This is a genomic window from Anaeromicrobium sp. (assembly GCF_025210435.1).
In the GTDB taxonomy this organism is placed as follows: domain Bacteria; phylum Bacillota; class Clostridia; order Peptostreptococcales; family Thermotaleaceae; genus Anaeromicrobium.
The window spans coordinates 86,621-101,869 of sequence record NZ_JAOART010000045.1 but is presented as its reverse complement, the minus strand read 5'-3'; the positions used below and the strand labels follow the sequence as shown (position 1 = coordinate 101,869).

10 protein-coding genes are annotated in these 15,249 nt (G+C 30.9%); 2 read left to right on the top strand and 8 right to left on the bottom strand.

Translation table 11 applies throughout. The annotated features are described in order from the left end of the window. Positions 1-116 precede the first annotated feature (116 nt). Both tnpB and tnpA read right to left on the bottom strand, forming a co-directional pair. Positions 117-1,205 carry an IS200/IS605 family element RNA-guided endonuclease TnpB gene (tnpB, locus tag N4A57_RS05720; RefSeq protein ID WP_293656737.1) on the bottom strand — a complete coding sequence of 363 codons (1,089 nt, stop codon included), beginning with the start codon at positions 1,203-1,205 and terminating at the stop codon, positions 117-119. Between the two features lie 10 nt (positions 1,206-1,215). Further along, the gene (gene tnpA / locus N4A57_RS05715) at positions 1,216-1,614 is read right to left on the bottom strand and encodes an IS200/IS605 family transposase (RefSeq protein WP_442863856.1); all 399 of its coding nucleotides are present in this window, start codon (positions 1,612-1,614) and stop codon (positions 1,216-1,218) included. Positions 1,615-1,859: 245 nt separating this feature from the next. Here tnpA and N4A57_RS05710 point away from each other — a divergent pair, with 245 nt between their 5' ends. Together N4A57_RS05710 and N4A57_RS05705 are read left to right on the top strand one after the other, a co-directional pair. Further along, a complete protein-coding gene (locus tag N4A57_RS05710) occupies positions 1,860-3,548 on the top strand; it encodes an ABC1 kinase family protein (RefSeq protein ID WP_293656715.1) in 1,689 nt (562 codons plus the stop codon). A gap of 218 nt (positions 3,549-3,766) precedes the next feature. Continuing rightward, positions 3,767-5,839: a methyl-accepting chemotaxis protein gene (locus N4A57_RS05705; RefSeq protein WP_293656713.1), complete on the top strand. Its 2,073-nt coding sequence runs from the start codon at positions 3,767-3,769 to the stop codon at positions 5,837-5,839. 62 nt (positions 5,840-5,901) lie between these two features. On the opposite strand, the gene hcp is transcribed toward N4A57_RS05705, so the two are convergent. From hcp to N4A57_RS05675, 6 genes are all read right to left on the bottom strand, one after another. Beyond that, entirely contained in the window at positions 5,902-7,551 is a 1,650-nt protein-coding gene (gene hcp, locus N4A57_RS05700; protein ID WP_293656711.1) for a hydroxylamine reductase, read from the bottom strand. 84 nt (positions 7,552-7,635) lie between these two features. Next, positions 7,636-8,397 carry an NRDE family protein gene (locus N4A57_RS05695; protein ID WP_293656709.1) on the bottom strand — a complete coding sequence of 254 codons (762 nt, stop codon included), beginning with the start codon at positions 8,395-8,397 and terminating at the stop codon, positions 7,636-7,638. A 358-nt stretch (positions 8,398-8,755) separates the two neighbouring features. Then, a complete protein-coding gene (locus N4A57_RS05690; protein ID WP_293656707.1) occupies positions 8,756-10,081 on the bottom strand; it encodes a glycosyltransferase family 39 protein in 1,326 nt (441 codons plus the stop codon). A 200-nt stretch (positions 10,082-10,281) separates the two neighbouring features. Next, on the bottom strand, positions 10,282-11,880 hold the full coding sequence (locus N4A57_RS05685) for a CTP synthase (RefSeq protein ID WP_330671459.1): 1,599 nt from the start codon (positions 11,878-11,880) through the stop codon (positions 10,282-10,284). A 183-nt stretch (positions 11,881-12,063) separates the two neighbouring features. After that, entirely contained in the window at positions 12,064-13,563 is a 1,500-nt protein-coding gene (locus N4A57_RS05680) for an S-layer homology domain-containing protein (RefSeq protein WP_293656705.1), read from the bottom strand. An 18-nt stretch (positions 13,564-13,581) separates the two neighbouring features. After that, the gene (locus tag N4A57_RS05675) at positions 13,582-15,249 is read right to left on the bottom strand and encodes a hypothetical protein (RefSeq protein ID WP_293656704.1); all 1,668 of its coding nucleotides are present in this window, start codon (positions 15,247-15,249) and stop codon (positions 13,582-13,584) included.

Sequence of the window (15,249 nt, the reverse complement as noted above, 5' to 3'; positions counted from 1 at the left end):
GTGAACTACTCTCCACTTACCTAACGGTTGAAGTGGGAGCTTCTTGGTCAATAGCACCAACGTGCCAAGTTTACCCAAGCTAACAAGGTCGCACCGACCTCACATAAGTACCAAAATTATATAGCTAATTTCAGTAGATTTTTACTAGCATTTATATCTCTATCATGGTGAGTATTGCACTCTGGGCATATCCATTTTCTTAGTTTTAGATTTTTTACATCAGTATTTTTATATCCACATTCAGAACACAATTGACTACTTGCATAATTAGATGGTGCTATGACTATCTCTCTGCCATACCATTTTGACTTGTATTCTAACATTCTTCTGAATTCAGCCCATGACACTTCACCTATTGCTTTTGCCAACTTATGATTTTTCATCATATTCTTTACTCTCAAGTCTTCTATTACTATTGATTGGTTTTCTCTAATTAGTTTTATAGATAACTTGTTTAGAAAATCATTTCTTTGATAAGTTATTTTTTCATATAATTTAGCTACCTTTAGCCTTGCTTTATATCTGTTACTACTGCCTTTTTTCTTTCTTGACAAATCCTTTTGGAGTTTAGCAAGTCTTTTCTCTGATTTTCTCAACCACTTAGGATTGTCAAACCTATCACCATTAGAACAAATTGCAAATTCTTTTATTCCAACATCTACACCTACTTTATTTTCTACTTTAGGCAACTGAATATTCTCACTATCAACCAAAATAGAAATATAATATTTGTTACTAGGTGTCTTAGATATGGCGCAACTTTTTATAATTCCAACAAATTCTCTATGTTTCTTTATTTTAACCATAGATTTAAGTTTAGGTAACTTTATATAGCCATTTTCAATATATACAGTACCTTTTTGGTTATTAGTAGTGTAGCTATGATAGTTACTTTTCTTACTTTTGAATTTTGGAAATCCTACAGATTTATCTCTGAAAAAATTTTTATATGCCTTGTCTAAATTTAGTTGAGCATTAGCTAAAGCTAAACTATCAACTTCTTTTAGCCATTCATATTCTTTTTTATATTGAGCAGGAGTTGGATATTTTATATTTTTTATATCTAAATCTTTATTTTCTTCATAGGACTTAATTCTATCAGCTAACATTTGATTATATACAAATCTAGTACATCCAAAAGTTTTAGCAAAATATAATTTTTGTTCTTCATTAGGATATATTCTATATTTGTAAGCTTTTTTCAATCATCTCACCTCACTTAATGCCTTGATTTTCTATATATTTTTTGACTACATCTATGGGAGCACCTCCAGTTGTTATAAGACAATAACTCCTACTCCAAAAATATTCTTTCCATAGCTGTTTTTTTATTATGGGATATTCTTTTTTTATTAATCTGCTACTAGCACTTTTATAAGCATTGAGAAATTTAGATATATTAGTATTTGGAGCACTTCTAAAAAGCATATGTACATGGTCTAAATCGTGATTCCACTCTTCTAAAATGATGTTATATTTAGGACTAATATACTCAAATATCTCTTTTAATCTATCTGATATTTTATTATTTATAACTTTACGTCTATATTTTATAACTAATACTAGATGATAATTCAACAGGAACACTGAATGATTATTACTATCTAATTTCATTCATAACACTACCTTTCAAACTTTACAACTGATTATAGTGTATCAAAGTTTGTGCCTATCGGCAAGTGCTATCCATCTCCCACTTTAGAAGTGGGAGAATTTCGCACGTAAGGTTAAAGATGGTTTTTTGAATATGCCTTATATTAAGAAAAATCATATAATAGGATAAAATATAAACTTATTTATCAAAATATATTATAAAGGTTTTTGAAAAAAATAAGACTTTAAATAGGTTGTGATATTAATTGATACCAATTAGTAGATATAAGCATATAAAACGATATAAAGAAATAATTAGGGTATTTATGAAATATGGATTTGGTCTAGCCTTAGATCAGTTGGGTATTTTAAATTACTTGGATATAAAAAATAAAATAATAAAAAAAGAAGGAAATGAAAGACAATTATCTATTGGGGAAAGACTTCGGTTGGCATTAGAAGAACTTGGGCCAACCTTTATAAAGCTTGGTCAAATAATGAGTACAAGACCAGATTTACTTCCTGAAAATATTATAAATGAATTGGAAAAACTTCATGATGATGCTCCAACCTTTTCCTTTCAAGAGGTCAAATCTTCTATAGAATATGAACTAGGTGAAAAATTAGAAGATATTTTCACCCATTTCAATAAAAACCCTTTAGGAGCAGCTTCCATAGCTCAAGTACATTTGGGAAAGTTAAAAACTGGTGAACAGGTTGTAGTAAAAATACAAAGACCTAGAATAGAAAAGAAAATTGAAGAAGATATAATGATTTTAAAAGATTTAGCCTGGTTTATTGATAATCATACTAAATATGGTAAACTATATGAATTTAGTACTATGATTGGTGAATTTCAAAATATTTTAAGAAACGAATTGGATTTCATCGTTGAAGGAGAAAATGCAGAAATCTTTAAAGAAAATTTGTCAAAGGACAAAAAAATTATTATACCAACAGTTCATTGGGATTATACAACTAGAAGAATATTAACCTTAGAGCATATAAATGGTATTGGTTTAAATGATTTTCAATCCTTAAAAGAAGCCAATGTAGATTTTAAATTTATTGCTAGAAAAATTTCAAAATCCATATTTGAACAAATATTAAGAGATGGTATTTATCATGGGGACCCACATCCAGGAAACATTATGATCCTACCCAATAATAATATTGCATTTTTAGACTTTGGTATGATCGGAAAATTGAGAGAAGAAAGAAAAAAACAATTTTTAAAAATACTGTTAGGAATCACCTTTAGAAATAGTAAGCTCATAGTGGAAGCCATAACAGGTCTAAACATAATAAATAAACGTTCAGACATAAAAAAGCTTCAATATGAAATAGATAATTTAAGGGATAAATATATTGAGTTACCCTTAAATGACATAAAACTAGGAGAATTTTTCAATGAAATCTTCAATCTAGCCTTTAAATACAACCTTACTATCCCAAATGAGTTTACTATGTTAGTAAAAACTTTGGGTACTATGGAAGGAGTTGTTGAAAAGCTAGATCCTGAGTTAAATATATTAGAAGTGGCCGAACCTATGGCCAAGAAGCTCATGTTAAATATATTCTCACCAAAGGCTATTAAAAATAACCTGGCAGAGAATATATTCGACTACGCTAGTCTTATACATAATTTTCCAGATTTTATTCTTAACTTTTTTAGGAAATTAGAAGATGAAGATTATAATCTTAACTTAAAGTTTATAGGAACAGGGGGTATACTAAAACATTTTGATAAGATAACTAATAAAATTTCTTTTAGTATTGCCCTATTATCCCTAAGCATAATTATAGCAGGCCTCATAGTAGGCTTTGGAATGGCTGCCCGTGTTGGCACACAAGAGTACCTCTTTAGCTTATCCCTTTTAAAATTTGGATTGGTTGCAGCCTTACTCATGTATTTATGGTTAATATTCTCAATATTTAAAACGGGTCGTTTTTAAATATGATGTGATAAATCTATAGGAATTTTTCACAAAAACTAACACTTTATTCATAAGTCTTCCACCTAACAATGTGAAAATTTTGTAATTTTTTACATTTATTTGCATATGATTGGAGAATCATGGTATTATGGAGGTAGTGCTGATGGAAAACTTTTAGTGAGATGATAGAAAAATAGGACAAAATGTATGTACTTTTTTTCATAAGGAGTGATACAATGAGTAATCTAAAAATGAAGTACAAGTTAATAGTAATGTTTATTGTAACGGGATTAATACCACTGTTACTCTTATCAGGAATTTTTTATTATAATGTTAGACAAAACATAACAGATGAAATCTACTCTAAAAATAACCTGTTCTCAGAATTAATTAAAGAACAATTAAATAGTTATTTTTCAGAGAGAAAGGGCGATGGAAAATTTTTTGCAAAATCTAAAGAGGTAGATAGTTTTTTACAAACTTATTATGAAAATGGCATAGAATCGGAAAATTTTTCAATACATGAAAACCAGCTTAAGGAATTATTAGGTGTGGCAGTGGAAGAATATAATTATACGGATATATTTATTACAGATAACAAGGGCCAGGGAATATTTTCTGTAAATAGTAAGAATATAAAGGGAGCTCAATTATCTAGTAGAGATTATATCAAACAATCATTAAGTGGAAAACAAAATTGGTCTCCATTGTTTTTTTCTGATGTAACATCTGAAAATATTATGACCCTTTCCACAACCATATATGATAAGGATAAATATAATATATTAGGTACAATAAATATAATAATAAATCAAGATAAATTAAATAAAATAGTTCATAAGGGTATAGAAAAGATAGGAAAAACTGGTGATTCCTATCTAGTAGATGAAAATGGATTACTACATACAGAAACTATATTGGGGTCATATACAAAGGACTCATCCTTAAAGGAAACTATATCCACCCAAGCTACAAGCCTATTATCTCAGGAAATCAAAAATAAAAACTTTGAGTATTCTCATATGGATCGATATGAAGATTATTTAGGCAATCATGTATTTGGAAATATTAGTGTTATTGAATTAGGAGATTTCCCTATGGGATTAATAATAGAAGTTGATGAATCAGAATCCTTTTTACCCTTAAAAGAAATGGAAAGGGTTATGATTATAATAATTCCCCTATCCATAATAATAGGTTTTATTCTAATCCTATTTATCTCTAAATACATACAAGACCCTATAATAGAATTATCTAAAATAACAAATAGGGTAGCAACCCTAGATATTAGGGAGGATACAAATAAAAAATTATTAAATAGGAAGGATGAGATAGGGACAATCTCTAATGGAATACAGTCTATAATTGAAAATCTAAGGGCATTCTTGAAGCAAGTGGGTGAAACTTCATCTCAAGTGGCCATATCATCTGAACAATTATCTGCTACAGCCCAACAAGTTACATCTGTATCCCATGAAATTGGAAAGACCATAGAAGAAATTGCATCTGGGGCTACTAATCAAGCTCAGGATACTCAGGTAGGTACAGAAAATGCATCTGTATTGGGAGATATTATAAATACAAATGAAGAATATTTAAATGAATTAAACAATAGTTCTGATAATATGGATAAAAATGTGCAAGAAGGATTACAGGTCGTACATGATTTAGTTGAAAAAACTAAAATGACAAGGGAATCGGCAGAAGAAATTTATAGGGTAAGTACAGAGGCTAATAGTAGTTCAAACAAAATAGGTGCCGCCAGTGCAGTCATTGCCCAAATAGCAGAACAAACTAATTTACTAGCATTAAATGCTGCCATAGAAGCTGCCCGTGCTGGAGAACATGGTAAAGGCTTTGCAGTGGTAGCAGAAGAAATTAGAAAATTAGCAGAAGAATCTACCTCATCTACTAAGGAAATAGATGCTATTATAAAAGAGTTAATGATTAATTCTGAAAAATCTCTAGAATCAGTTTCAGTTGTATACAAAATAATCAAAGATCAATCCTTAAGCGTTTCTAATATAGAAGAGAAATATAATAAAATTGCCTCTGATATAGAAATTTCAAAGGATATAATTGAAAAATTAAATAAATCTGGAAAGACCTTAGAAGATGGTAAAAATAAGATATTAAATATAATGGAAAAATTAGTAGAAATAGCAGAAGATAATGCTGCTGCAACTGAGGAAGCATCTGCATCAACGGAAGAACAAAATGCATCCATTGAAGAAATGGCATATTCATCTGCAGGATTATCTCAATTAGCCCAAGAATTAGAAGATGTTCTAACTAAATTTAAAATGTAACATAAGTACATTTTTATAGGATGTGATAAAAGACCATAATATCTTTAATCACATCCTATTTTTTATCCTAATATGGTTTTTAAATCTTCATCTGGTGTACTTATACTTTGAATGTTAAATTTATCTACTAGAACTTGTAATACATTTGGTGTAACAAATGCTGGCAATGTAGGTCCTAAGTAAATATTTTTAAGACCCAAGTATAACATGGTTAGGAGTACTGCCACTGCCTTTTGCTCATACCAAGAAATTATATATGAAATGGGTAGTTCATTCACATCACAATCAAAGGCCTTAGCTAAAGCAAGGGCTATTTCTATGGCTGAATAGGCATCATTACATTGTCCACAATCAAGAATCCTAGGGAATGGTCCTATACTTCCTAAATCTAACTTGTTAAATCTATACTTTCCACAGGCCAATGTTAGTATGATTGTATCTGGTGGAGTTTTTTCAGCAAATTCAGTAAAGTAATTTCTACCTGGTCTAGCTCCATCACAACCGCCAATTAAGAAAAAGTGTCTTATTTGTCCAGATTTAACTGCATCCACTATAGTTCCTGCATGGCTAAGTACTGTATTTCTTGCAAATCCAATAGGAATTCTCTTTTCTTCTTCATCTTGAGAGAACCCTCCTAATTCTAATGCCTTCTCTATTACTGGTGTAAAATCCTTTTTCCCATCAACCGTTTCAATATGTTCTACACCTTCAAAGCCAACTATACTAGATGTGAATATTCTATCCTTATAACTTTCCCTTGGTTTCATAATACAGTTACTAGTCATTAAAACTGCTCCTGGTAAACTATCAAATTCCTTCTGTTGATCTTGCCATGCTCCACCAAAGTTTCCAATTAAATGCTTATATTTTTTAAGTCCTGGATAAGCATTACATGGCAACATTTCTCCATGGGTATATATATTTACGCCCTTTCCTTCTGATTGCTCTAGTAGGTCCCCTAAATCTCGTAGGTCGTGGCCTGATACAACTATAAAAGGTCCCTTTTTCTTAGTTATCAATACTTCTGTTATCTCTGGATGACCAAATGCATCTGTGTTAGCTCCATCTAATAGACCCATACACTTTAAATTTACCTTTCCCAATTCCATGTTCAAATCAAAGTAATCTTGTAGGGTCAAATTTTTATCTAGAGTTGCACCCATGGCTTTAAACATGAAATGTGCCACTTCTTCATCATATTTACCTAATATATAGGCGTGATGATGATAAGCACCCATTCCCTTTATTCCATAAATTAAAAATTCCCTTAAGGCACGAATATCCATATCTAGATTTTCATCATCCATAACTCCTAAGTTAGGCATTTTAGGAATATTTAGCATTTCTCCCTTAGTTTCTGGAGCTATAAAATCAGCACCTTCTGGCACTGGTCCCACATCTCCTGCACTTTCTTTGAACTGCTTTTTAACTTCATTAGCCTTAATTATATATTTCACAAATCTACCTTCATCAAAATTCACATTAGTTAAAGTGGCAAATACACATTCTGTAAAAAATTCTCCAATTTCCCTAGGTATTTTACTGCCTTTTTCTATATTCTTAGTGGCATAAAAACCTATACCTTTCATTAAGAATATGAGCACATCTTGCAGATTAGCTACGTCAGGGGATTTACTACATACGCCTACCTTAGTACAACCCTTGCTTCCTGCCGTTTGCTCACACTGATAACAAAACATGGCATTATCCATATGACATCCTCCTAATTTAATTTTTTCTCTAGAATAGTTTTCCCTAAAAAAAAAAATCTAGTAATAATTACTAGATTTTTTCTTTTACTTTATGTTAAATTCTAATTTTTTCAATCTCCAAGTGTAATTGTTAAAACTCTTTTCTACTACAGTGACCCTGTCCTTTTTATCTACTAAAATAATAGTGCACGCTCTGGTCCCGTATTCTGAGCTTTCTACAAATACAGGAGCCAAAATCCTCTCCCACTCAATACCAACTCCCGTGTCTGGAAGATTATCATCATGTGGAACAGTCTTATTATATAAAATACTTAGTAAATCTTCTTCATATATTTTTTCCTTATTTTCTATTAAACCTATAAGCTTCTCCTTAGCCTTTCTTACCTTAAACCAATCCGTATCTAAAAGATGATTGCTAAGTCCATAAACACCTGGTTCTAACTCTTTCATCTCATCTGATACATTTGAGTAATAGTATATGGAATTTAGATTTCCTACTAATAAGTTATATGAATCATATAGTTTATTTTCTCTCTTAACTTTATTCATATACTCAATTGGTGATTCTTCACCTATTAAATAATCCTTTACTAAATTTCCCCTACTCTTAGAATTTTCTACATTCAATGAATTATCCCTATAATTAGTAACTCCAGAAAACTTTCCTTCCTTAGTTATGCCAAGCCAAGTCCCCATTTTTTCTAAGTCTCTTCCTGCTAAAACATTCTCATGATCTTCCCAAAAGTGTACTTCCCTGGTTGGACGACTATAAAATTCATCTCTATTAGCTGCCAATATTAGTTTGTACTCTGGATGCTTCTTATACGCTAAGACTATTGTACACATATGATTTAATTCCTACCTTCTCTATTTATTTTCCTATAACAACTCAACTGAAATTTTTTTCATAACTCCCTCTTAATATTGTAACTAAAAATAGAATTAAATCAACTTTTTACAAATATAGCTTTATTGGTTTTAAATTTGTTTTATACAGTAACTTGCCTATAAGGGAAAATATATTGAAAATCTTTGGAGCCCTGGAACGTCACAACATCCTATGCTACTCCAACATGACACATGAACCTATATACGAAGATTCACACTTTCGCTTGTGACAAGGACTTGGGTGGAAAAAATTTTCAATATATTTTCCTGAAATAGGCCCACATAAAGCAAGTTTATACACCAGAAATCTATAACTCTACAGACCTTCCTTCATATTCAAACTACTTAATATATTCATAAAACCTATTACAAATAGAAAAAGTAAAGGAAAGTTATATCTACATTGTCCTTCATATACAAAGTATACACTCATAAAAAATAAAGTATTTAAAGATGGTATTAATATTATACTACTTACCCTATATTTCTTATTTATTAATCCCTGTAGTATTAATTTTATAGAAAATAAGGCATATATTATCCCCATACTACTTAGAATATATATTATTATATCCCTAAAACTTCTATGAAAATTATTATTTCTTATCATATAAGATTGTTCTTCCTTAGTGAATTCTTCAAAATCCTTAACCTTTTCTTCATTTTTAGTCCAAGCATCTATATCCCAACTACCAGTATAAAATATGGAGTTTAACCTTAGGGTTCCTAGCTTTAAAAACTCTATCTTGTTATTTACAATCCAATTTTTAGCAGTTTTTTTAATTGTAGGTTCTATTTCTGGTGCTATTTTTACATTTTTCTTAGATAATATATCTTCTATCTTTTCTTTATTTTCCCTTGTATTTGGCACATCTAGTAGGGGCATCCAAGCACCTTTAGTATTATAGTCATTATTATTTATATACATTACATATCCAGAATTGTAGGACACGGGAATAATTCTACCAAACTTTTTGTAATTTCTATAGGTCCAAGGACATACAATCATGGCCATAATAATTAATCCGCTCGTTACATATATTATTGATTTTTTCATATCCTTATCCTTTAAATAATCTATAAAACCTAAGACTATAGGATATACCATGAAAAATGGTTTAGTTAAAGTTAATATACCTACTAAAAAACCAACTATTACTAATTTAAATTTGAAACTATACTCTAATACATAAGAAAGTATTAATAGACTAAATAAAAAGGTAAAATACACCTCTGTTCCTACCACATTATTATAGGCTATATAATTTGGCAGGAATGCCACCATAGTATAAGTTCCATATATTATGAATTTATCATCTGAAAGTTTAACCGTTATAAAGTATATTATTATTAAAGTTAATATGGATAATATCACATTAAAATTTTTAGCCACTTCCATACTGTCATTTCCAACTACTTTATATACAAATCCTAAAGTAGTAGGATACCCCATTCCCTGAAAGGCAATTGGCCATCCATCTAATGTATGTCCTAAATGGTTATATATATTAGAAGCTATTTCATGATAAGTTTCAAAATCATAAAGTTGTTTTGTTTTAATATTATTTATGTATTTAAATTTCATTATGGAACTTATAATTAAAATAAAGAGAAAGTACAATCTTTCTATATGTTTCTTCATATTTATCCCCCGTTGTTCGTTGTTGGTTAGCTGTTAGCTGTTAGCTGTTAGCTGTTAGCTGTTAGGATTGTGGTCTTTTAATTATGAGTTGTCAACTTTTTTTCCATTGACTGCTAACTGCCCACTGCTAACCCCATGCAGGACACTAAGGGTTAAGAGTATAAATTTAATCCATAGCTCTTAACCCTTAACACTTAACCTTATTTATTTTTAATAGCTGCTCCTACAAAATCCTTGAATAATGGATGGGCCTTTGTAGGTCTTGATTTAAATTCTGGATGAAATTGTCCAGCCACAAACCAAGGATGGTCTTTCACTTCCACTATTTCAACTAATCTTTCATCTGGAGATAATCCACTTATAACTAAACCAGCCTTAGTTAATCTATCCCTATATTTATTATTGAATTCAAATCTATGTCTATGTCTTTCATAGATTAAATTCTTTCCGTAGGCCTTTTCTGCCAATGTGTCAGGGAATACCTTACATGGATATACTCCCAGTCTTAAGGTTCCACCCATATCCTCTATATCTATTTGGTCTGGCATTAAATCTATAACTGGATATGGTGTATCTGGATTTAATTCAAAACTGTGAGCATCCTTTAATCCCACCACATTTCTGGCAAATTCCACTACTGCCAGTTGCATTCCCAGGCATATGCCTAAGAAAGGAACCTTATTTTCCCTAGCGTATCTTATGGCTTCTATTTTGCCTTCCACACCCCTGTCTCCAAAACCACCAGGAACTAATATACCATGGACATCCTTTAGGTAGAATTCCACATTTTCCTTGGTAAGTTCTTCTGAGTGTATCCAGTCTATATTTACCCTAGTATCATTTCCTATACCTGCATGTTTTAAGGCTTCTGCCACAGAAAGGTATGCATCATGTAGTTCCACATACTTACCCACTAGTCCTATATTAATTTCATCTTTTAAGTTCTTCTCCCTCTCTACTACGGCTGTCCACTCTGTCAAATCAGGTTCACTACACTTTAATCCTAATCTATTGCAAACTATTTGTGGTAATCCCTCTGCCTCTAACATAAGGGGAACTTCATACAAGGTTTCTGCATCTGTATTTTGAATTACATTCTTAGAATCCACATTACAGAAAAGACTTATCTTGTCCTTTAACTCTTGACTCATTGGTTTTTCAGTTCTACATACTATAACATCCGTTTGGATACCTATTTCCCTAAGCTCCCTAACAGAGTGTTGAGTAGGTTTAGTTTTCATTTCTCCTGCTTTTCCTAGGTATGGAAGTAATGTTAAATGAATATACATGACATTTTCCTTACCCACATCATATCTAATCTGTCTTATGGCTTCTAAGAAAGGTTGACTTTCAATATCTCCCACAGTTCCACCAATCTCTGTTATAACCACGTCCGCATTACTCTGATTTCCTGCACGAAGTACCCTCTCTTTAATTTCATTAGTAATATGAGGAATTACTTGAACTGTAGCTCCTAAATATTCACCTTTTCTCTCTTTATTAAGTACAGACCAATAGATTTTTCCCGTAGTTACACTACTATAACTTCCTAAATTTATATCTATAAATCTTTCATAATGTCCTAAATCTAAATCCGTTTCTGCTCCGTCTTCTGTTACAAATACTTCACCATGTTGATATGGGCTCATTGTACCTGGGTCAATGTTTATATATGGGTCAAATTTTTGTATAGTCACCTTAAGGCCTCTTGCCTTAAGTAACTGACCTAGTGATGCAGCTGTGATTCCTTTTCCTAGTGAGGACACTACCCCTCCAGTTACAAATATGTACTTTGTCATTATAAAACTTCCCCTTTCCACAATAATTATTTTCCTAAAAAAAGTGAGGCCACCCCTAAGGGTGACCTACCTATTCATCCATCTATTTATGGCAGGGCACCCATAAAGGGTGCTCGCTAGTATTTAAAATAACTGTTTTATTATATATTATTAACTATTAATAGTCAATTTATTTATGATTTTTTAATTGTAATTTATAATATTTTCTCTATAGTCCCTTTGTAGATCCCTTTCTAGGAAACCTAAAAGGGAAACTAACATGGCTGAAGCTTCTGCCCTAGTTAGTATTTTATTAGGATAAATATTGCCCTTCAAATCTCCATTTATTATTCCAATTTCCTTTGCCACATATATGCTATCCTTAGACCATCCAGGAATTTCACTATCATCATTAAAGGAAGTATAAAATCCTGGTGTGGGAGCTTTCATTTGAAAACCTAATGCCCTTATCAATATGGTTATGGCCTCTGCTCTCGTTAAGGATTTTTCTGGAGCAAATAAGTCTTTTGATATACCTGATATGATATTTTTCTCTAAAGCATTTTTTATATATTTATAATTGGGACTTTCCACAGGAACATCTTTAAAGGGTGACACTTCAGGTTCCTTATTTCTACTACGACTTCTTTTATTTTCTTCTTCTTCATTATTAGGTCTTATATCACAAGCCCTTATTATGGCTTTAGTGAATTCTTCCCTCTTTATAGGTACATCTGGTACAAAAAATTCCGATGTTTCATTAAATACATCTAGTGAATATAGCTTCTTAATATGATTTACAGCCCAATGGCCTTCTATATCCCTAAATTTAGGCACTATTAATCTTTCTATTTTAGGTACCTTTTTATTACTAAGTTGTATGACCCTTCTTACTCTTTTTCTGTTATTTATTTCATCATCATCTTCATAGGGCATATTGTATTTAATCCTAGAAACCATTCCACTTTCAGTAACTCTCATATGGCCCCCATCTATACTAGATAATTCTGCCTTGTTATCATTATATCTCAAGGTTTTAGTTGTACTATCACTTACTTGTATTTCTATGTTCCCATTCCAAGATTCCTTATCCAAATCTCCATCCTTATCTTTAGTATACTTTATGGATTCTATATCCTTGTTTATAAGAACAGTCTCTGTACTTCCCCAAAAATTATTATATCCCGTATTAGATCCACTTATGGTTACTATTACTTCTCCTTCATCCCTATTTATAGTATAATATTTTCTTCCTGTTAAATTACCTGAATAAAAATCAGAAGCAGGTCTATTATCTGTCACATCCGATTTAGAAAGTTGATAATCCTCTAAATCATATTTGTCCTTGTCAACATTTATAGACTCCCTATACTTATCTACTATGGTTTTACCTATAGTCTGACCCTTTTCCTTGTTTTTATCATATGTGGTAAGTAAAGTTATGGTTCTATCCAATTTGGCATCTATATTCTTATCTTCTGGAGTAAGCCTTAGTGTATATGTTATGGTTTTTTCATTATCCTTGATTTTTTCCTTTTCCTTTATCTCTCCCACAAATTTTATTGGCTTACCTGATATGAATACAATCTCTTCATATTTATATTCATTGTTAACTCCACCGGAAAAAATAGGTGGTGTAGCCCAGGACGAAATAGGCATAAGGATTATAACCAGTCCTAGGATAATAGAAATTATTTTTCTCATCGTTTGCCCCCTCTTTTTCTACTTAACTATTACTATTTTCCCATCATAATCGTCTCTTATTATATATAAACTATCATTTACTATTAATTCATCTGGAGTTATTATTTCATCATTTTTAACTATCATGGCCTTTTCTAAATTCATGTTTATAGTGGAATTTTTCATTATCCATTTTTCCTTATGATCACTCCAATCCTTACTATTCATAAGGGTTAAAGTCCATCCTGTGGAAGAACTATCCTCTACCTTCCCAACCTGTCCTGTAGTTATCCTTTCTTTTCCTAATGAATCTAGGTCCTTCATAATATAGGCTACAGAAATCCTATCTCCATCCGTGTAAAAATAAGAATACCAATCTTTTAATTTCTTTTTATCTATCTCATCATCATCTTCATCTACAGAGAAGTTTCCTTGGAAAAACTCTTTAGGAGATATTATTTCTTTTTTCTCTAGATTATATATTTTAGTGTCCTCATCATAATATAATCTTTTTTCATCATCTTCATCCTTAGTTCTAAAGGAATACCATTCATTATTTTTTAATATATAAAAATCATTTAAATAAACACTATCATCAAATATTCTATTCATCCTACCTGCATAGATGTGCTTTTGACCTATATTAGAATTATTTATTGATGTGTTATATATGTTTATAATACTAGCATGTAGACTATTTTTATATCCATCTGCAATTATTAGGGCATCATTTTCATCATCTATAATGGATTTTTCCACTAATCTACCATCCTTTAATATTATGGTTCCTTCACTTAAAAATAAATTTTTGTTATTTCTAAGTTCTAATGAATCTGAGAAATAATTTATCTTCCTAATCTTATCCGAATATACTCTACCGTATTTCTCTTGTAATACTAATTTTTTCACCTTATCTTGGCCAAAGAAATCCTCTACTGCCAAATATGCAGTTTTGCCCACAAAATATTTTAATTTATCCTTACCTATACTCTGTGCCTTTAAATAAATTGGTGTATCATAATCATATTCTATGGTGGCCATAGCCTTTAGTTCATTCCATTTTCCATCTGTAAAGTTATATATGTTTTCAAGTGTGATTTTATTTTCTATCTCATCTACTCTAACTAATTTTGCCTTATATATATCCTTTACTTTTACGGAATTGTTCCTGATTTCCATTCTGCTTATTATGTTAGTATCATACTCATCAAAGTATAGTTTCACCTCATCCCCAATATACAAAGTATCTAAACTAACATTTTCTCCATTTTTATTTACTATGATAATTGGAGAAGTGAAGAAAATCTTCTCTTCTCCCGTTATTAATTTTATACTAAGTGTATCCCTATCAACCTTTTTAACTACCCCCCTTAGAGTCTTAGACTGGGGAGAAATATATCCTAACTTTTCCGTAGAATAAGCTTCAAGAGATATTAGCCTTTTACCCTTTATATCTCCATAAACTTCCATGCCTTCCCTTAAGGCCTTTGGTTTAACTAATATATCATCTATCTTTAATACTACATTTCTAGCTAACTCTATTTCGTGAATAGTTCCGTCATATTCTTCTATTTTTACCTTATTGTCATATATTTTTTTTAAATAACCTTCAATATAACCATTTCTATAGGGATCATTTACTCCTCCATAGGAGATAGTTACTCCTAAAATCAATAGAATCATTATTATACTTATAGTTTTTTTCAA

Excerpts from the sequence above, each read along its gene's own strand:
- N4A57_RS05690 (WP_293656707.1), bottom strand. The coding sequence starts at position 10,081 with ATGAAGAAACATATAGAAAGATTGTACTTTCTCTTTATTTTAATTATA.
- N4A57_RS05705 (WP_293656713.1), top strand. The coding sequence starts at position 3,767 with ATGAGTAATCTAAAAATGAAGTACAAGTTAATAGTAATGTTTATTGTA.
- N4A57_RS05685 (WP_330671459.1), bottom strand. The coding sequence starts at position 11,880 with ATGACAAAGTACATATTTGTAACTGGAGGGGTAGTGTCCTCACTAGGA.
- tnpA (WP_442863856.1), bottom strand. The coding sequence starts at position 1,614 with ATGAAATTAGATAGTAATAATCATTCAGTGTTCCTGTTGAATTATCAT.
- hcp (WP_293656711.1), bottom strand. The coding sequence starts at position 7,551 with ATGGATAATGCCATGTTTTGTTATCAGTGTGAGCAAACGGCAGGAAGC.
- N4A57_RS05695 (WP_293656709.1), bottom strand. The coding sequence starts at position 8,397 with ATGTGTACAATAGTCTTAGCGTATAAGAAGCATCCAGAGTACAAACTA.
- N4A57_RS05680 (WP_293656705.1), bottom strand. The coding sequence starts at position 13,563 with ATGAGAAAAATAATTTCTATTATCCTAGGACTGGTTATAATCCTTATG.